We start from the raw sequence: 15765 nt of genomic DNA, 5'->3' as shown, positions 1-15765 counted from the left end.
TGGGTTTTTCGAGCGCGGCCTTTTGCCGGCTAGAAAGGACCCATGGACATCTGTCGCATTCTCACGCGTTACCTGCTGGTCCTTGCCGCCGCCCTGGCGCTGGCCGCCTGCGCCGGTCCCGGCGGCCAGGTCAGCCTGGCCGACGTCCGGCAGTTCGCCGACGCTTCAGCCCGCCTCGGCGGCTATGCCGAGCTGTCCAGGCGCTACCGCGACACCTACGAGCGCGAGCAACCCTACCTGTCGCCGGCCGCCGACCGCATCGCGAAAGAGAACGATGCGCGCCGCAAGGCCGTCTACGACGACTTCATCAGCATCCAGAAGAGCCTGGTGCTGTATATGCAGACCCTGAGCCTGCTGGCCGGCGACGCCCGCTACGACCTGTCTCCCCAGCTAGACGACCTCGGCAACGGCTTGAAGGCGAACGCCGAGTCCGGCCTGCAGCAGCGCCACATCGCCGCCTATACCGGGCTGACCCGCCTGCTGACCCGGGCGATCGCTTCCGGCTACCAGAACCGCAGCGTCGAGACCATGGTGCGCGACGGCGACGCCGACGTCCAGATACTGCTGGACGCGATGATCACCCTGACCCGCCTGTACGCGAAGACCAACGAGAACGAGAAGAAGACCATCCTCGGTATCTTCGACGTCGAGATCCCGTTCTCGACCAAGAACTCGGACCGCATGCTGGTGACCCTGGCCAAGGTGCACTACATGAGCAAAGCCAACGAATACAAGCTGATCGACAAGCGCTACGACGCGGCCATGCAGGGCCTTGCCAAGGTGGCGCAGGGCCATCAAAAGATGCGCGAGAACCTGCACAACCTGACCTCGCCGGAAGTGCGCGCCCTGCTGTCCGCCTATGGGCGCGACCTGATCGCCCTGCGCGACGCCCTGTCCGATTCCCCCTGATTCCCGAGCCCGAGGAAACCCATGGCAAACGACAACCCCATCCCGCCCAAGGCGCCGCCGAGCCCCGTCGAGGCCCTTTCCACCGCGAAGCAGGTCGAGGAACTGGCCGACAAGCTGTCCGCCTGCGCCGACAGCATCCACGAACGGGTGATGCGCGACGTCCGCCAGAGCCAGGATCAGCACCACGGCGAGGTGCCGGAATCCGAGCAGTCCGTGGCCCGCGCCCTGCTCGACGCCGAGATCGAGCTGCGCCAGCGCGCCAACCGCCTCTATGACGACGCCGCCGCCTGCGTGGTCGGCTCGCTCGGCCAGTCCCAGCAGCACCTGGTCGCCCTCACCGCGGATGCCGCCGACAAGATCCGCAAGATCACCCGCATCGGCGACGGCATTACCCTGGTCGCCCGCCTGCTGGGCCTGGCCGCGGCGGCCACGACCGGCCAGGTATTTCCGATCCTGGCCGCGGTCGACCAGCTCAAGAGCCAGCTCGATGTCATTGCCGTACACGAGGCGCCGCCGGCCTAAGTTTGCGCTACACTGGGTTCTCGCGCAGCATCCATCGGAGGGCCCTTTCCATGAGCGTCAATCCAAGCGTCCAGTCCGGTGGCGCGGACCTGGACCGGCTCGCACGCCTGAAATCGATGCTGGAGCAGCGCCTGCGGGCGCTGGAGAGCGCGGCGCCGCCCCAGGCCGCCGAGGGCGAGCTGCCGGTCCCGGAAGTGGAAAGTTCGCCGCTCGACCGCGCCACCGTGCGCCTGCTGAACGACCTTTCGCGCGAAGCGGCGGGCCACCATGCGGCCGAGATGCAGTTGCTGCGCCACGCGCTGGCCAAGTTCGAGGACGGCAGCTATGGGCTGTGCGAAATGTGCGGCCAGGAAATAGGCGAGTCGCGCCTGCTGGCGAAGCCCGAAGCGCGTCTCTGCATCGCCTGCCAGACGCGCGCCGAGCGTTCCCGCTGACGCCCCCGTTGATCAATACATGTGCTGGCCGCCGTTGATGGCGAAATTCGAGCCGGTCATGAAGCCGGCATCCTCGGACACCAGATAGGCCACCAGGCCGGCCACCTCGTCCGGCTCGCCCAGGCGGCCCATCGGAATCTGCGGCAGGATCTTGCCGCTCATCACATCCGGTGGCACCGCCTCCACCATGCGGGTACGCAGGTAGCCGGGCGAGACCGTGTTGACGGTGATGCCGTGGCGCGCCATCTCCAGCGCCAGGGCCTTGGTGAAGCCGTGCATGCCGGCCTTGGCGGCGCTGTAGTTGGTCTGGCCGAAGGCGCCCTGCTGGCCGTTGACCGAGGAGATGTTGACGATGCGGCCCCAGCGGCGCGCCATCATCGGTTCGATGGCCTGCTTGCTCAGGTTGAATACGCTGTCGAGGTTGGCGCGCAGCACGGCATGCCAATCCTCCAGGCTCATCTTGCGCAGGCTGCGGTCGCGCGTGATGCCGGCATTATTCACCAGCACGTCCAGCCGCCCCATCTCGGACAAGAGCTTTTGCATCATCCACTCGCAGTCGCCGTAATCGGTGACGTCGACCTTGTAGGCCTGGAAGCGGTAGCCGTCGTCGCGCTGGGTCGCCAGCCAGGCTTCCGGTGCGGGGTTGTGCGGCGAGAAGGTCGCCGCCACCTGGAATCCCTCGTCGTGCAGGCGCCGGCAGATCGCCGTGCCCAGCCCGCCCATGCCACCCGTTACCAGGGCTACTTTTGCAGCTGCTTTGTCTTCGTGCATGTCTGTCGTCTCCTCGCCGGTAAGGCCGCGCCGTGAGCGCGGCGAAAACACCGAGTCTAGAAGCGCTGCCGTACTCAGCGTTGACAAATCTCAATCAGCCCTGCCCCGGGGGGAATGCCCGGGAAATCCTCAGCGGATGATGTCGGGGGCGCTGCCCGGATCGAAATCGGCCCAGTCGCCGTCAACGATATTACCCCTGGCGCGCTCGATCTGGGTGGCGCCCAGGCCACGCAGCAGTTCCACCGCCTGCGCCTCCATGCCGGGATCGTCGAACGCGACCGCGATCAGCATGCCGGCGTGGCGGTTCTCGACCGGCGCCCGGCCGCCCTCTTCGCGCTCGCCGGCTTCCTTCATCTTCGAAAAGCTGAACAGCGAGCCGACGTGGGCGCCGACCAGGCCGCCGACCACCGGCCCCAGCGGCCCGGTGAGCGGAATCGTGGCCGCGCCCGCCACCGCACCGACCGCCGCGCCCGCGCCGGCGCCTTGCGCCACGCCTTCCGGCGTTTCCCTGGCGCCCGGCGATTGCATGTGGTCGCCGCCGATCGGGGTCTGGTCGTGCTGGCCCGGCTGGCTCAGGTAAAAGCCGCTGATGCGTTCGCCCGCGAAGCCGGCGTCGAGCAGCGCGCGGCGTGCCCGCGCGATGTCGTCCTGAAGCTGGAAGTGCCCTGCAATGATCATGGACATCGGTCAACCCTCCTGGATTCGTTATTACTGCAGAGCATGCGCGAGCGGCTGCCGGCGCTCTGTGCGCAAACGCACGCAGCCTGGCGCACCTGGAAGCGATCCCGGGCTCTCAGCGCCACTGGCCATAGACCATTCCCTGCGGCTCCGGTTCCTGCCACAGCGGCTGCGGGAACCAGTCGCGCGGATCGACGCGGAAATAACGCCTGAATTCGGCATACAGGTCCGGATGGCGCGCCGCCAGCGCGTGCGGCTGCTCGAAGAAGCTCTCGGTGGCGACCGCGAAGAATTCGGCCGGGCTGCTGGCGCCGTAGGGATCGAGCACGTCGCGGTAGCCCCAGTACGTATCGCGGCGCAGCAGCTCGAAGTCGCGCGACAGGATCGCCGACCAGCGCTGGTAGCTTTCCGTGCTGCCGAGGATGGGCGCGCCGTTGGTGCTGCCGGATTCGCTGTCGAGCTGGTGGGCGAACTCGTGCAGCACCACGTTCTGGGCGCCTTCCGGCTGATGGCCGGCGCGCTGCACGTGATCCCAGGACAGGATCACACGGCCATCGCCCCAGGATTCGCCGAGCAGGTCCTGGCGCGTCTCGGTGACCACGCCGCCGGCGTCGACTTCCTTGCGCGGCACCAGGAAGGCGCCCGGATACACCAGCACCGCATGCAGGCCCGGGTAGACGGCGGTAGAGCGGTTGAGCAGCAGCAGGCAGGCCTGGGCCGCGATCGTCACCCGCATCTCCTCGGTGACCTCGAGCCCGGCGCAGCCGACGAAGGTCTTCTCATGCAGGAAACGCTTGACCAGGACCTGCAGCCGTTCGCGCAGCGGCGCCGGCATGCCGCGGTACTGGACCACGTTGCGCTCGATGAAGCCCAGCTGGGCGGCGTCGAGGGGACGCGCGAGCGCCCGTCTCAGGCGCCAGCGCGGCAGGCCCCAGGCCAGCAGCAGCCCGGCCGCGATGGCGGCGCAGGCGATGGCGGCGCCGGTCTCCATCAGGCGGCCTGGGCGCCGGACGCGGCGCCGGATTGCCCGAAATGCGCCTCGACCGCATCGGCGCCGCCGATCCGCGTGCCGCCGACGAAGACCTGCGGCCAGGTCATCTCGCCCGAGACGGCGCGCAGCACGCTGGTGGTGATCTTCTGGTCCTGGGGGATGTCGGTGAAGGCGACGCCGCGCGCCTTCAGCACCGCCTTGGCGCGCGCGCAGAACGGGCAGCCGGGCTTGGAAAACATGACCACCGGCTCGATCGGCTTCGCCGCCGGATTAATATGGCGCAGCATGGTGTCGGCGTCCGATACTTCGAAGGGATCGCCCTCCTTGTCCGGTTCGATGAAGATCTTGTCGATGATGCCGTCCTTCACCAGCATCGAATAGCGCCAGGAGCGCTTGCCGAAGCCGAGCTCGCGCTTGTCGACCAGCAGGCCCATGCCTTCGCTGAAATCGCCGTTGCCGTCCGGGATCATGGTGATGTTGTCCGCTTCCTGGCTGCGCTGCCACTCGTTGACGACGAAGGGATCGTTGACGGTGATGCAGACGATGTCGTCGACGCCATTATCGCGCAACACCGGCGCCAGTTCGTTATAGCGCGGCAGGTGGGCGGACGAACAGGTCGGCGTATAGGCGCCCGGCAAGGCAAACACGACCACCGTCTTGCCCTTGAACAGCTCGTCGGTCGTGATGTCGCGCCACTGCTCGTCGGGCCGCGCCTTGAACGTGACCTGGGGGACGGGCTTTCCTTCCAGCGATTCGGCACTCGGTAACATGGGATCTCCTGTGGTTGACGGGTGCGGCGTCGTGCCGCTTCCCGCCGCATATGGGAACCCTTATCGACTTTTCAATTGGTAAAAAAAAGCCACCGCCCGGAGGCGGTGGCGCGCATCGTGCCGTTTCCCCGCATTGCGGGCTGTCTGGACCGCGTACGGGGTCAGGGCAGATTCGGTGCTGGCCGGCTTATTTGGCCATTTGGCTCGGGGCCGGGCCAAACAGCGCGGCGACCAGCGGATCGCGGGTGACCGGGCTGCGGTTCACGCGGATCGCGTAGTGGGTGTCGTCGGCCAGGATGTGGAAGTGGCGGCCGGTGCCGGCCATGCTCTGTTCGCGCAAGCCCGGGCGCTCCTTGCGCGGGGCGGCGCCTTCGCGCTTCGGCTGGCAGATCGCGGCCAGGAAGGCCTTGACGCGCTCGGGATCCGGAGAGATGCGGTACACGGCCTTGCCCAGGTAGGTGGCGGTACCCTCGATATAGCGGGCCAGTTCGATCACGCCGGCTTCGCGCAGGTCGCGGATGTATTTGCGGGCGCCCGACGGCGAAAATTTCAGGAACCAGGCGATTTCGTCGGCCAGCATTTCGTGTGTCTGCAGCTCGCCAATCAGCTTCTGCATGTTCTCGATGCGGCGCTGGGTGGCCGAGGTCGACCGCACACGCTCGATCGGCGCCAGCGAAATGGGCGCGCGTTCGGTCGGTTGCGGCGGGACACGTTCGATCAGTGCAGAGTTGCTGGAAGTGTGCACTGCGCCGATGTCGCCTTGCACCGCGTTGTGGTGAGTCGCTGCATGCATGTTGGTTTACTCCATGTAATGAGACTGTGTTCTGTGTGGCCCGGACCGGCGTTTTTCCATATGACTCTTAGACAACTCGCCGGGTTCCGCTTAACTGGATACAAGATTGCCTGCGTCAGACCCGGAGTTCTGTGCGCCAGCCAACATTGCCGAAAATTTCTCAAAGTTATTTATTGAGCCAACGTATTGACGCGGCACAGGGGTTTATTTGAGAAAAAGGGAAAGAACAGCGGGTTTTCATGACAGCCACGGCAATAGATGACCGCGAGTCCCGCGCCGCATATCCGGGGAAGAAGATAAAGATCGTTACACCATGACCGAACAATTATTACAAAATGAAACAGTTAGCGATGACACTTTCTCTATTTTTCTTGCGCATAGGGAATTTATCGCCGAACTTAGTAAAAGATGAGCCCATCTTAAGACATGATCCGTGGCTGAGCTGGAAAAATATGGAACTGTCGCGTTGCGAATTTGTCACAAACACAGTTGCCTTGGTGCGGTAGCGCACGGACCTTGGGGAACACGGGCTTGTATTCTTGACCACAACATCACTGTTTAGGCACGCGATGTAAGCACATTTACAACCTATGGGAGTTACCTGTGAATAATATGAAGAAGATCGCTCTGGCTGTCGCCCTGCTCTGCTCGGCTGGTTCCACGCTGGCACAAGAAGTCATCAATCCGTCGTGGTACATTGCGCCGACCGTCGTCGGCATCAAGCCCGACCACGACTTCGGCGTCGGCGACAAGGACTGGGGCGGCGGGTTGAAGTTCGGTAAACCGGTGCACCCGCTGTGGGACATCCAGATCGGCGCGACCCACGCCCGCTCCGACAACAGCCTCACCAATTACCGCCAGACCCTGGTTGGTGTCGACGCGCTGCTGATGCTGTCGCGCAAACAGATCCGCCCCTTCCTGCTGGTCGGCGTCGGTGGCGAGCGTGACCGCGTAAGCCGTGGCAGCTACAACGCCTCCGGCTGGTCGCCGTACTACACCGCCGGCCTGGGCGTCCAGGCCAGCCTGAACGATCGCTGGTCGGTGCAGCTCGACGGCCGCGCCGTGAAGAGCAACCTGCGCCACGACGACGAATTCGGCTTCTCGAAAGCCCTCACCAAGTATGTCGGCTTCAGCCTGATCTACGCCTTCAACCCGCCGCCGGCACCGCCTGCACCGGCCCCGGCTCCGGTCGCGGAAGCCCCGGCACCAGCCCCGGCACCGGTCGTGGAAGCCCCGCCGCCGCCGCCGCCGCCGGCCCGCTTCGAGAAGGTGACCCTGTCGGCAACCGAACTGTTCGCCTTCGACAGCGCCACCCTGTCGATGCCGCAGCCTAAGCTGGACGACATTGCCGCCGCCCTGCAGGCCGATCCGTCGATCACCGACGTCGACATCACCGGCTACACCGACCGCATCGGTTCGCCGAAGTACAACCAGAAGCTGTCGGAGCGCCGCGCCAACGCCGTGCGCGAATACCTGGTCGGCAAGGGCATCGACGCGAACCGCCTGAAGGCCTACGGCAAGGGCGAGAAGAATCCGGTGGTCACCGACTGCCACCAGAAGAAGCGTTCGGAGCTGATCGAGTGCCTGGCACCGAACCGCCGCGTGGAGGTCGAACAGATCACCGTCGAACGCCGCGTGCAGTAAGCGGTACGGTGAGCATGAGCGGGAGCGCACGCGTTCCCGCCGGCCCGGCCATCCGCAGGGCCCGCCCCGTGCTGGTCACTCGACGCGCCTTCGGGCGCGTTCTTTTTTTGGAGAAGCGATATGGATGTAAAAAACTGGACACCTTTTTCGCGCAAGGTCATCCACGTGATGCGCTGCGCCGTCACCGAGTGGATGGAGCACCGCGCATCCAGCAAGGGCGCGGCCCTGGCCTTCTATTCGCTGTTTTCGCTCGCCCCCATCCTGGTGCTGGTGATCGCCGTGGCCGGCTTCTTCTACGGCGCCGACGCCGCCCAGGGCCAGCTGATCGGCGAACTGCGCGGCCTGGTCGGCCCGAAGGGCGCGCAAACCATCGAAGCCATCCTGGCCGGCGCCCAGAACAAGGACAGCGGCCTGTTCGCCACCATCGTCGCCACCGTGCTGCTGGTGATCGGCGCCACCACCGCCTTCGCCGAGCTGAAGGACAGCCTGGACGAGATCTGGGGCGTGCCGCCACCTGAGGACGCCAGCTGGTGGGACACGGTGCGTACCCGCCTGCTGTCCTTCGGCCTGATCCTGACCCTGGCCCTGCTGCTGATGACCTCGCTCGTGGTGTCGGCGGCGCTGACCGTGGCCGAGAAATTCATCGGCGGCTACTGGCATAACGCCACCGTGATCTTCGGCTGGGTCGCCTGGGCCTTCAGCTTCCTGGTGATCGCCATCCTGTTCGGCGTGATCTACAAGCTGCTGCCGCGCATCAAGCTGTCCTGGCACGACGTCACCATCGGCGCGCTCGGCACCGCGGTCCTGTTCACCTTGGGGAAATACGCGATCGGCCTGTACATCGGCAACAGCGGCACCACCAACAGCTTCGGCGCGGCCGGTTCCCTGATTGCCCTGCTGCTGTGGGTCTACTACTCGGCGCAGATCTTCTTCCTGGGCGCCGAATTCGCCCGCCAGTACGCGATCCAGATGGGCAGCCTGAGCAAGAAGGGCAAGGAAGTGTCGCCGCTGGGCGACCTGCCGGATGGCCGGCCGGAACGCCGCATCCGCGAACGCCGTACCTCGGGCTCGCGCGATCGGCGCACGGGCGAAGCGCCGGATCGGCGCCTGGGGGTGGCCGTCGGGCACAATGCCTGAATGGTTTAGCGCCATCCCTGCGTTCCACCCGTCATTCCCGCAAGAGCGGGAATGACGGGTAATTCACTCCCCCAACAACTCCGCCACCACCTCCATCCCCTCCACCCGCTCGGCCACCACCTTCACCACCACCACCACCGGCACGCCGAGCAGCAAGCCCCACATACCCCACAGCCAGCCCCAGAACAGCAGGCTGACGAACACGGCGGCCGGGTTCATCTTGGCGATCTTGCCGGTCATCCAGGTGGTGACGACCATGCCGACCAGGGTCGCGATCGCCAGCGAAGCGCCGGCCACCAGGATCACCATGCGCAGCGATTCGAACTGCAGGAAGGCGACCAGGCCGGTGGCCGAGGTGATCAGGAGCGGCCCGAAGTAAGGCATGATGTGGGCCACGCCGGCGAAGATGGCCCAGGCGCCGGCGTTCTCCAGGCCGATCATCCGCAGGACACCCCACATCAGCAGGGCCAGCAGGGTGTTGGTGACAAGCAGCATGAACATATAGTTCTGGATCGAGGTATTGATGTCCTCGAGGATGTGGACGGTCACCTTCTTGCGCGTCAGCGAAGGCCCGGTCAGCTTGACCAGCTTGCGCTTGAAGGTGTCGCCCGCCAGCAGCAGGAAGAACACCAGGAAGACCACCATGGTGGCCTGGGAGACGAAGCTGGCCAGGCCCACCGAACCGGCCAACAGCCAGTCCATCACGCGGAAATTGCTGGCGCCCGGCACGCCGGACGGCGCCGGATGCTTTTGCTGCTGGGCACGGCGCGCATCGGCGCCGGCGGCATGGGCGGCCGCCTGCTCGATCTCGGCGGCGGCGGCCTGCACCTGCTGGATGGTCGAGGGCTGGCCGTCGGCATTCTGGGTGATCAGCCTGGTGACCTTGTGGGTCAGCGCCGGCAGGCCGTCGACGATATTGAAGAACTCGCCCTGCAGGCGCTGGGCGGTGAGCGCCATGCCGGCCAGGATCGCGGCCGTCACCAGGGTGGCGCCGATGGCGCGCTTGACGTGCCAGCGCTCCAGCCAGCGCACCACCGGACTGAGGGTGTAGGCGAGGAAGATGCCGAGCAGGAGCGGCACGAAGAAATTCTTGGCCCATTGGAGGGCGAAAATGAAGGCGACGGTGGCCAGGATGCCGAGCGACATCCCGCGCGCGTTGACGTGCACCGGCAGGCGCAGGGCGCCGTGCTGGGCGCCCAGCTCTTCGCCGGTAGGGGCGCCTTCGGCGCTCAGCAGCCCGGCTTCGCGCGCCGCCTCTTCCGGCGAGCGCGGCTCCGCGGCGGCAGGCGCCGGGTTTGGGTGGTCCGATTGCTCGGCGGTAGTCTTGGCGGTGGGAGCGAGCTGCATGTCGATACCTGAAAAAAGAAAGGCCAACCCAAGGGCTGGCCGATATGTTGCTGTCCAGCCGACGCGCCCGGGCGGACCACCTGATGCGTCAAACAGGGGTCCCCCGCGCGGCCGGAACACACCATCCGGCGTCAGCTCATTCTACGCGCCGGCTTACTTCACGCGAATGTCGTTCTTGACCGAGGACACGCCTTTCACGCCGCGCGCGATGTCGGCGGCGCGCTGGGCGTCGGCCGGATTGGCCACGAAGCCCGACAGCTGGACGGTGCCCTGGTAGGTCTCGACGTTGATCTCGGTTGCCTTGACGTTCGGATCGGCGGCGAAAGCGGCTTTCACTTTGGTGGTGATGCCGGCATCGTCCAGGTACTGGCCGGTGCTTTCGTGGGTGGCGGTCTGTGCGCAGCCGACGACGGCGAAAGCGACGGTGGCGGTGAAAACGGCGGTGGCGATACGTTTGGTCATGGTCATGATGAGCTCCTTGTTGTCAATGCATCACACGGGTGATACGGGATGGCCGTGAGGCCGGTTATAAATCGGTTGATAAATCGTTGATAAATCGTTTACATCATTTTCCGAACTGGGCCTTGGCGTCCGACATGCACTGGTCGCGGGCGGCGCCGGCAAAGGCGTCGCAGCGTTCCTTGGCGACTTTCCAGGCCGCTTCCAGCTTGTCGTCGCGCGCCTCGTTGCGGGCTTCGATGGTCTTCTGGTCGGCCTTGGCGTCGGCGCGCGCGGCCACCAGCGTGGCCTTGGCCTGGGCCTGGCAGACGTCCCGGTCGTTGCCGGCCAGGCCGGCGCAGCGGGTCTTGTCGCGGTCGTAGTCGGCATCCGCGATCTTGAGGCGGGCCCGGGTGTAAGCCTTCAGCGTGTCTTCGTACCTGGCGCGCGCCTCTTCTTCGGCCCGCACGCGCACCGCCTTGGCTTCGGCCACGCACAGGTCCTTCGGATTGCCGGTCACGGCATCGCACTGGGCGCGCGCGTTCTTGTAGTTGGCCGCTGCCTGTTCGCGCGCCTGCTGGTAGGCGAGCTTGGACTCCGGCGTGGCCGCCCGCGCATGCGCCGCCCACAGCATGGCGGCGCCGAGCAACAAGATCAGATGGGGTGTCCTCATTGTTTTTCTCCTTTTTCAACACTCAGGTGATGTTTTACTCTGCCGTAACGAAGAGTTCTGTTCGGTGCCGAACACATTCAAAAGATGTTGTAAGGACATGGATGAGCTGCAAGTACATGGGTGCGTCATCGCACAGACCTCAGGCATGGCGCTGCTTAATCTGGACTTACATCTTTGCCAGGAGAACAAGTCATGAAAGCTATCCGAACTATCGCCGCCCTGGTCGCGGCCGGCGCAGTCCTTGGCGGTTGCGCCAGCAGCAGCCCTGACCCCTATTACGGCAATAATGGCTACCGCGGTGCCGACACCGGTTACAACAACGGCGGCTACCGCAATGACGGCTACCGCGACAGCGCTTCGGCCGGTTACGGCACCATCGAATCGATCCAGGTGACGAATGCCGAAGCCCGCACCAGCGGCGCCGGCGCCATCGTCGGCGGCCTGGTCGGCGCACTGGCCGGCAACCAGGTCGGCAGCGGCGGCGGACGCACTGCGGCCACCGTGGCCGGCGGCGTGGCCGGCGCGGCGATCGGCAACAATGTCGAGCGCAACCGCGAAGGCGGCGGCCAGCAGGCCTATGCGGTGAATATCCGCATGGACAATGGCGAATACCGCACCGTGGTGCAGGACAATGTCTACGACCTGCGCGTGGGCAACCGCGTGCGCATCGTCGACGGCCGCGTGTATCGTTACTAAGCGTAGTGAGAGTGCCGGCGCGTGTGCGCCGGCTTTCGTTCGTCCAGAAAATGGAGGACCCATGAGACAGCTACGAGCGTTCGCGCTGGCCGCCGCACTTGCCGCCCTGTGCGCGGCCGGCGCCCAGGCGCAGACCCAGGACCAGCCCTTCAACGACAGCACGGTCGACAAGAGCGTCGCCGTCAAGCAGGCCGGCGAGATCCGGAAAGGCGACCCGGCGCGCTGGCACAGCGAAGACACGAGCCGCCAGTCGCGCCTGCGCATTTTGCAGAAGGAGATCGGCGCGGCCTACGAGGAAGCGAAGAATGCCTGCCGCGAGACCGCGGCGTCGGGGCGCAAAGCCTGCCTGAAGGATGCGCGTGCAAGCTACGAGCGGGATATGAAGAATGCGCCGGCGCAGCTCGACAATGCGCCGAAAGGGACGGTCGAGACCACGGTCCAGACCGTCCAGGGCCCGGCGCCGACACCGACGCCAGCGCCGGCTCCGAATACGGTGCCGAACACGCAGTGATCATCACAAGGCAGCGCTGAGCTGGCCTGCAAAAAGACGGCGTCCAATCCGAGGATTACGACGCCGCTCAAGCCCCACCATATCCTGTCATGCGGACCGGCCCTTCATGTCGGAAGGCCGGCCTCGATTCGCCCTCAGTATGCCATTTGTTGCGCGCGTTTGCGCTGCATGTACCAAGCGGCAACACCCACCAGGGCTGCGACGCCCAAGGCTGGTTTGCCGAGACGCCGCTTACGGATGAAGCCTAGCACGGTTAAGGCGTAAGGCGCCAGCACTGATACACTTGTGCCGGTCGGCTTCAGCAGCATGTCGGCGCGCGTGCGCAGGGCCCAGCTCGCGTGATCGATGACCGAGTGGAACATCACTTCGGGCCGCACCGCGTGCTTGACCTGGGCACGCGCATGGGCCACGCCCGCGCGATAGAACTCGGCATCGCGCAGCAGTGCGCGCTTCTTTTCCTCGTGACTGCGATGGTCGTTCTTTTGCATGTTTTCTCCCTTTCGGCTGGCATGCTTACATCAGCATGTCGCGGTCGTTGCGCAGTTCCTTCATCGTCTCCGGGAAAGCAAGCTTGCCCTGCTTCAGCATGGACAAGCCCCTGGCCACCAGGATCCCGGTAATGACGAGGAAGACGATGAACATCACCAGCAGGATCTTCCAGCCCATTTCGTCCCATGCCAGCGCGACGATGGTCGCCGTTCCGTAAGCGAGGGCGAACCAGGTGGCGAGCACGGCCATCGCGAAGATGGCGACGAGCTCGATCAGGTGGTTGCGCACCTCGGTCAGCTCGAGGGCGGCAAGCTCCACACGCGACAATACAAGGCCGAACAGGTTTTTTGCCAGGCCCGTGATCCCACCAATGAGGCCGGGGCTCTGCACGACGGTTTCGTTATTTTCCATGGCTGCCCCCGGCTCGGATTATTTGCGGCCCAGCAGGACACCGAGCAGCAGGCCGACGCCGGCTGCTGCGGCAACGGTGCGCCACGGATTGTCCTTCACATAGACATCGGCATTCTTCGCCAGTTCCTTGCCCTTGACCATGGCTTGATCCTTGTACTCGCTGCCCTTGCCCAGCGCCGCATCCAGCATGCGCATGCCGCGTGCGCGCAGCTCGTCGGCCTTGGTGCCGGTCAGGGAAGCGGCCGCGGTCAGCAGCGACTGGGCATCCTTGACCAGGGTTTTCATGTCGGTGCCGGCATCGTCCAGCTTGTCGTCGATGTCGGCGGCGTTGGCTTTGGCGCGTACGGAATTGGCGTTGGCGCGGATGGAATCGAGCATGTTGTACTCCTTGTTCTTGGTGGGTTATGGAAAGCGTGTCGTATCAGGCTAGCAGGTCGCGCATGTCGTCGGCGTGTTCCTCTTCGGTGGCGAGGATCTCGATCAGCATGTTCTTGGTGGTCGGGTCCTTGTCGCCGATCGCCTGGATCATCTGGCGGTAGGACTCGATCGCCACGCGCTCGGCGATCAGGTCGGCGCGGATCATCGCCTGCACGTCCTCGGAGTCGTCGTACTCGGCGTGGCTGCGCTGGGTCAGCGTGGCCGGGTTGAAGTTCGGCGAGCCGTTCAACTGGACGATGCGCTCGGCGATGCGGTCGGCGTGGTCCTGTTCCTGCTGGGCGTGCTCGAGGAACTCGGCCTTGATGTGGCCGGTGTTCGGACCGCTGACCGTGTAATAGTGGCGCTTGTAGCGCAGCACGCACAGCAGCTCGGTGGCCAGGGCGGCATTCAGCATCGCGATCACCGCCTCGCGGTCGGCGGCGTAGCCTTCGGTGACGGCGCCGTCCTCGAGGTTGGCGGCCGCACGGCGGATCTCCGCGATGTCGAAGCCGTGGGCCAGCTTGGAATTCGTCTCGTTCATGGTCAATCTACCCCTTTATCAATAGAGCTCAAGCAAAAATCAACGCACCGCCGCTCGCGGCGGAATCGGTGCGTTCTCGTTCGACAGCACGATCTCGACGCGGCGGTTCAGCTGGCGGTTGGAGGCGCTGTCGTTGGACGCCACCGGATAGGCTTCGCCGTAGCCGCGCGTGGCGACGCGCTGGCGCTCCACGCCAAGGCTGGTCAGGGCCTGGGCCACGGATTGCGCACGGCGCTCCGACAGGTCCTGGTTGTGGGCGTGGCTACCGGTGCTGTCGGTAAATCCTTCGACCAGCACAGTGCGGTCGGGGTTCTGCATCATGACCTCGGCCAGTTTGCGCACGGTCGCCATGCCGTTCGCGTTCAGTTCGGCGCGGTCGGTGGCGAACAGCACGTCGCCGATCGTGACCACCATGCCACGTTCGGTCTTCTGCGCATGCAGCTCGACCAGGATGGCTTCCAGGCGCGCGGCGCGCTCGGCCAGCTGGGCGTTCTGCTGCTGGGCCGCGGCGGCCTGGGCCTGGGCATCCTGGGCCTGCTGCTGGGCAGCGGCGGCCTGGGCATTGGCGGCGGCGGCTTCGCGCTTGGCACGTTCGGCCTCCGCGGTGCGGGCTTCCAGCTGCACGCGGTCGCGCTCGCGGCCGGCGTTGGCGATGTCGGCTTCCGCACTCTTGGCCTTCGCCACTTCCTGGGCGGTGGCGATGCGCTGCTTGGCCACATAGGCCAGGCGATCGATGGTGTCCAGGCTCTCGCGCTTGGCGGCGGCCTGGTTGGCGCGGTCGAGGGCTTCGCTGGCCTGGCGGAATTCCAGCGGCGCATTGGCCGAGACCTGCGGATTGTTGCTGGCCGCGACGTAGTCGGCGCGCGCCTCGTCGAGGGTCGGGGTGGTGGTCGGAACGGTGCTGCAGCCGGCCAGCAGCACGGCGCCGGCGAAGATCGTCGACTTCAGAAAATGCGATTTCATCGTGGGTCCTTTCTTCTTATGGGCGCCTGCCAGGCGCGGTTGTCATGAAGCTCGGCTTACTGCTGCTGGTCCGAATTGGCGCGGTCGACTTCCTGGCGCAGCACGCGCAGGTCTTCGTTGAGCTGGTTCGAGGCCGCGGTCGCCTTGGCCGAAGTGGCCTTCGCCTGGGCCAGCTTGGCATCGGCCTGGGCCTGCACGGCAAGTTCGCGCGCCAGCTTGTAGTCCTTGGCGGCCAGCGCCTGGTTGGCGCGCATCATCTTGGCGCGCGCCGCGCTGATTTCCTCGGGCGCCAGTTCGGGCGCGCCGGCGCTCACTGCGTTATCGACGGCGTTGTGCGACACCGCGACGGCAGCCGTGGCCGGGGTCTTTTCCGGGCTGGCGCAAGCGGCCAGGCTCAGGACCGCAGCGGCCGCGCCCACCCGCAGCAGCACATTCATCGATTTCATGTCCATCGTGATTCTCCCTTTGAAGAAAGATTGTATTGGTAACGTTATAAGCCTCATGCGTAAAGTCTTCGGTTCGCTGCCGCACATAGGGCGGCCTTGGCGCAAGGGCTATCCCAGTAGGGTGCGGCATCGCACATTGATCGGCAGACCTTTACGTTAATCTGATCTCAACACATCCCACCCG

General features: G+C 65.5%; 21 protein-coding genes. 7 read left to right on the top strand and 14 right to left on the bottom strand.

Going from position 1 to position 15765, the window contains the following annotated elements:
• Positions 1–42 precede the first annotated feature (42 nt).
• The 3 genes from AC1DOQ_RS20305 to AC1DOQ_RS20295 are packed head-to-tail and all read left to right on the top strand — an operon-like array spanning position 43 to position 1865.
• Complete coding sequence (locus AC1DOQ_RS20305; RefSeq protein WP_477368386.1) at positions 43–909, top strand: hypothetical protein; 867 nt, start codon at positions 43–45, stop codon at positions 907–909.
• 21 nt (positions 910–930) lie between these two features.
• Positions 931–1431 (top strand): hypothetical protein, encoded by a 501-nt coding sequence (locus tag AC1DOQ_RS20300; RefSeq protein WP_477368383.1) that lies wholly within the window; start codon positions 931–933, stop codon positions 1429–1431.
• A gap of 50 nt (positions 1432–1481) precedes the next feature.
• On the top strand, positions 1482–1865 hold the full coding sequence (locus AC1DOQ_RS20295) for a TraR/DksA family transcriptional regulator (RefSeq protein ID WP_477368380.1): 384 nt from the start codon (positions 1482–1484) through the stop codon (positions 1863–1865).
• A 12-nt stretch (positions 1866–1877) separates the two neighbouring features.
• Here AC1DOQ_RS20295 and phbB read toward each other — a convergent pair whose 3' ends face one another.
• The 5 genes from phbB to AC1DOQ_RS20270 all read right to left on the bottom strand — a co-directional run bounded on the left by phbB (position 1878) and on the right by AC1DOQ_RS20270 (position 5868).
• Positions 1878–2636: an acetoacetyl-CoA reductase gene (gene phbB / locus AC1DOQ_RS20290; protein ID WP_477368377.1), complete on the bottom strand. Its 759-nt coding sequence runs from the start codon at positions 2634–2636 to the stop codon at positions 1878–1880.
• 129 nt (positions 2637–2765) lie between these two features.
• Positions 2766–3320 (bottom strand): hypothetical protein, encoded by a 555-nt coding sequence (locus tag AC1DOQ_RS20285; RefSeq protein WP_477368374.1) that lies wholly within the window; start codon positions 3318–3320, stop codon positions 2766–2768.
• A 109-nt stretch (positions 3321–3429) separates the two neighbouring features.
• Positions 3430–4305 carry a M90 family metallopeptidase gene (locus tag AC1DOQ_RS20280; RefSeq protein WP_477368370.1) on the bottom strand — a complete coding sequence of 292 codons (876 nt, stop codon included), beginning with the start codon at positions 4303–4305 and terminating at the stop codon, positions 3430–3432.
• Positions 4305–5075 (bottom strand): glutathione peroxidase, encoded by a 771-nt coding sequence (locus AC1DOQ_RS20275; RefSeq protein ID WP_477368367.1) that lies wholly within the window; start codon positions 5073–5075, stop codon positions 4305–4307. The genes AC1DOQ_RS20280 and AC1DOQ_RS20275 overlap by 1 nt, the downstream gene beginning before the upstream one ends.
• Positions 5076–5262: 187 nt before the next feature.
• Positions 5263–5868, bottom strand: a complete 606-nt coding sequence (locus AC1DOQ_RS20270; protein ID WP_379773059.1) for a winged helix-turn-helix domain-containing protein — start codon at positions 5866–5868, stop codon at positions 5263–5265.
• A 612-nt stretch (positions 5869–6480) separates the two neighbouring features.
• Between AC1DOQ_RS20270 and AC1DOQ_RS20265 the strand changes: the two genes are divergently transcribed.
• Positions 6481–7512: an OmpA family protein gene (locus tag AC1DOQ_RS20265; protein WP_477368364.1), complete on the top strand. Its 1032-nt coding sequence runs from the start codon at positions 6481–6483 to the stop codon at positions 7510–7512.
• Between the two features lie 120 nt (positions 7513–7632).
• Positions 7633–8649: a YihY/virulence factor BrkB family protein gene (locus tag AC1DOQ_RS20260; protein WP_477368361.1), complete on the top strand. Its 1017-nt coding sequence runs from the start codon at positions 7633–7635 to the stop codon at positions 8647–8649.
• Between the two features lie 63 nt (positions 8650–8712).
• On the opposite strand, the gene AC1DOQ_RS20255 is transcribed toward AC1DOQ_RS20260, so the two are convergent.
• The 3 genes from AC1DOQ_RS20255 to AC1DOQ_RS20245 form a co-directional block, all read right to left on the bottom strand.
• Positions 8713–9996, bottom strand: a complete 1284-nt coding sequence (locus AC1DOQ_RS20255) for an AI-2E family transporter (protein ID WP_477368358.1) — start codon at positions 9994–9996, stop codon at positions 8713–8715.
• 153 nt (positions 9997–10149) lie between these two features.
• Positions 10150–10464 carry a BON domain-containing protein gene (locus AC1DOQ_RS20250; protein ID WP_442124102.1) on the bottom strand — a complete coding sequence of 105 codons (315 nt, stop codon included), beginning with the start codon at positions 10462–10464 and terminating at the stop codon, positions 10150–10152.
• 97 nt (positions 10465–10561) lie between these two features.
• Entirely contained in the window at positions 10562–11107 is a 546-nt protein-coding gene (locus tag AC1DOQ_RS20245) for a hypothetical protein (protein ID WP_477368355.1), read from the bottom strand.
• A gap of 192 nt (positions 11108–11299) precedes the next feature.
• Between AC1DOQ_RS20245 and AC1DOQ_RS20240 the strand changes: the two genes are divergently transcribed.
• Positions 11300–11803 carry an outer membrane lipoprotein gene (locus tag AC1DOQ_RS20240; RefSeq protein WP_477368352.1) on the top strand — a complete coding sequence of 168 codons (504 nt, stop codon included), beginning with the start codon at positions 11300–11302 and terminating at the stop codon, positions 11801–11803.
• A 61-nt stretch (positions 11804–11864) separates the two neighbouring features.
• Positions 11865–12314 (top strand): hypothetical protein, encoded by a 450-nt coding sequence (locus AC1DOQ_RS20235; protein ID WP_477368349.1) that lies wholly within the window; start codon positions 11865–11867, stop codon positions 12312–12314.
• 134 nt (positions 12315–12448) lie between these two features.
• Here the strand turns inward: AC1DOQ_RS20235 and AC1DOQ_RS20230 are convergent, their stop codons facing one another.
• The 6 genes from AC1DOQ_RS20230 to AC1DOQ_RS20205 form a co-directional block, all read right to left on the bottom strand.
• The gene (locus AC1DOQ_RS20230) at positions 12449–12802 is read right to left on the bottom strand and encodes a hypothetical protein (RefSeq protein WP_477368346.1); all 354 of its coding nucleotides are present in this window, start codon (positions 12800–12802) and stop codon (positions 12449–12451) included.
• 25 nt (positions 12803–12827) lie between these two features.
• Positions 12828–13214, bottom strand: a complete 387-nt coding sequence (locus AC1DOQ_RS20225) for a phage holin family protein (protein ID WP_477368343.1) — start codon at positions 13212–13214, stop codon at positions 12828–12830.
• Positions 13215–13232: 18 nt separating this feature from the next.
• Positions 13233–13499 (bottom strand): ElaB/YgaM/YqjD family protein, encoded by a 267-nt coding sequence (locus AC1DOQ_RS20220; RefSeq protein WP_477368494.1) that lies wholly within the window; start codon positions 13497–13499, stop codon positions 13233–13235.
• Between the two features lie 136 nt (positions 13500–13635).
• Entirely contained in the window at positions 13636–14172 is a 537-nt protein-coding gene (locus AC1DOQ_RS20215; protein ID WP_477368340.1) for a ferritin-like domain-containing protein, read from the bottom strand.
• A 39-nt stretch (positions 14173–14211) separates the two neighbouring features.
• A complete protein-coding gene (locus AC1DOQ_RS20210) occupies positions 14212–15135 on the bottom strand; it encodes an OmpA family protein (RefSeq protein WP_477368337.1) in 924 nt (307 codons plus the stop codon).
• Positions 15136–15191: 56 nt separating this feature from the next.
• Positions 15192–15572, bottom strand: a complete 381-nt coding sequence (locus tag AC1DOQ_RS20205; RefSeq protein ID WP_477368491.1) for a DUF4398 domain-containing protein — start codon at positions 15570–15572, stop codon at positions 15192–15194.
• Between the last annotated feature and the right edge of the window lie 193 nt (positions 15573–15765).

This window comes from Massilia sp. 01N417 (genome assembly GCF_056399645.1).
The sequence above is the reverse complement of the archived record's forward strand: the minus strand, read 5'-3'. Positions and strand labels throughout refer to the sequence as shown.

What these genes read in the sequence shown, in the direction of transcription:
- AC1DOQ_RS20305 (WP_477368386.1), top strand. Translation starts at nt 43, where the DNA reads ATGGACATCTGTCGCATTCTCACGCGTTACCTGCTGGTCCTTGCCGCC.
- AC1DOQ_RS20300 (WP_477368383.1), top strand. Translation starts at nt 931, where the DNA reads ATGGCAAACGACAACCCCATCCCGCCCAAGGCGCCGCCGAGCCCCGTC.
- AC1DOQ_RS20295 (WP_477368380.1), top strand. Translation starts at nt 1,482, where the DNA reads ATGAGCGTCAATCCAAGCGTCCAGTCCGGTGGCGCGGACCTGGACCGG.
- phbB (WP_477368377.1), bottom strand. Translation starts at nt 2,636, where the DNA reads ATGCACGAAGACAAAGCAGCTGCAAAAGTAGCCCTGGTAACGGGTGGC.
- AC1DOQ_RS20285 (WP_477368374.1), bottom strand. Translation starts at nt 3,320, where the DNA reads ATGTCCATGATCATTGCAGGGCACTTCCAGCTTCAGGACGACATCGCG.
- AC1DOQ_RS20280 (WP_477368370.1), bottom strand. Translation starts at nt 4,305, where the DNA reads ATGGAGACCGGCGCCGCCATCGCCTGCGCCGCCATCGCGGCCGGGCTG.
- AC1DOQ_RS20275 (WP_477368367.1), bottom strand. Translation starts at nt 5,075, where the DNA reads ATGTTACCGAGTGCCGAATCGCTGGAAGGAAAGCCCGTCCCCCAGGTC.
- AC1DOQ_RS20270 (WP_379773059.1), bottom strand. Translation starts at nt 5,868, where the DNA reads ATGCATGCAGCGACTCACCACAACGCGGTGCAAGGCGACATCGGCGCA.
- AC1DOQ_RS20265 (WP_477368364.1), top strand. Translation starts at nt 6,481, where the DNA reads ATGAAGAAGATCGCTCTGGCTGTCGCCCTGCTCTGCTCGGCTGGTTCC.
- AC1DOQ_RS20260 (WP_477368361.1), top strand. Translation starts at nt 7,633, where the DNA reads ATGGATGTAAAAAACTGGACACCTTTTTCGCGCAAGGTCATCCACGTG.
- AC1DOQ_RS20255 (WP_477368358.1), bottom strand. Translation starts at nt 9,996, where the DNA reads ATGCAGCTCGCTCCCACCGCCAAGACTACCGCCGAGCAATCGGACCAC.
- AC1DOQ_RS20250 (WP_442124102.1), bottom strand. Translation starts at nt 10,464, where the DNA reads ATGACCATGACCAAACGTATCGCCACCGCCGTTTTCACCGCCACCGTC.
- AC1DOQ_RS20245 (WP_477368355.1), bottom strand. Translation starts at nt 11,107, where the DNA reads ATGAGGACACCCCATCTGATCTTGTTGCTCGGCGCCGCCATGCTGTGG.
- AC1DOQ_RS20240 (WP_477368352.1), top strand. Translation starts at nt 11,300, where the DNA reads ATGAAAGCTATCCGAACTATCGCCGCCCTGGTCGCGGCCGGCGCAGTC.
- AC1DOQ_RS20235 (WP_477368349.1), top strand. Translation starts at nt 11,865, where the DNA reads ATGAGACAGCTACGAGCGTTCGCGCTGGCCGCCGCACTTGCCGCCCTG.
- AC1DOQ_RS20230 (WP_477368346.1), bottom strand. Translation starts at nt 12,802, where the DNA reads ATGCAAAAGAACGACCATCGCAGTCACGAGGAAAAGAAGCGCGCACTG.
- AC1DOQ_RS20225 (WP_477368343.1), bottom strand. Translation starts at nt 13,214, where the DNA reads ATGGAAAATAACGAAACCGTCGTGCAGAGCCCCGGCCTCATTGGTGGG.
- AC1DOQ_RS20220 (WP_477368494.1), bottom strand. Translation starts at nt 13,499, where the DNA reads ATGAAAACCCTGGTCAAGGATGCCCAGTCGCTGCTGACCGCGGCCGCT.
- AC1DOQ_RS20215 (WP_477368340.1), bottom strand. Translation starts at nt 14,172, where the DNA reads ATGAACGAGACGAATTCCAAGCTGGCCCACGGCTTCGACATCGCGGAG.
- AC1DOQ_RS20210 (WP_477368337.1), bottom strand. Translation starts at nt 15,135, where the DNA reads ATGAAATCGCATTTTCTGAAGTCGACGATCTTCGCCGGCGCCGTGCTG.
- AC1DOQ_RS20205 (WP_477368491.1), bottom strand. Translation starts at nt 15,572, where the DNA reads ATGAATGTGCTGCTGCGGGTGGGCGCGGCCGCTGCGGTCCTGAGCCTG.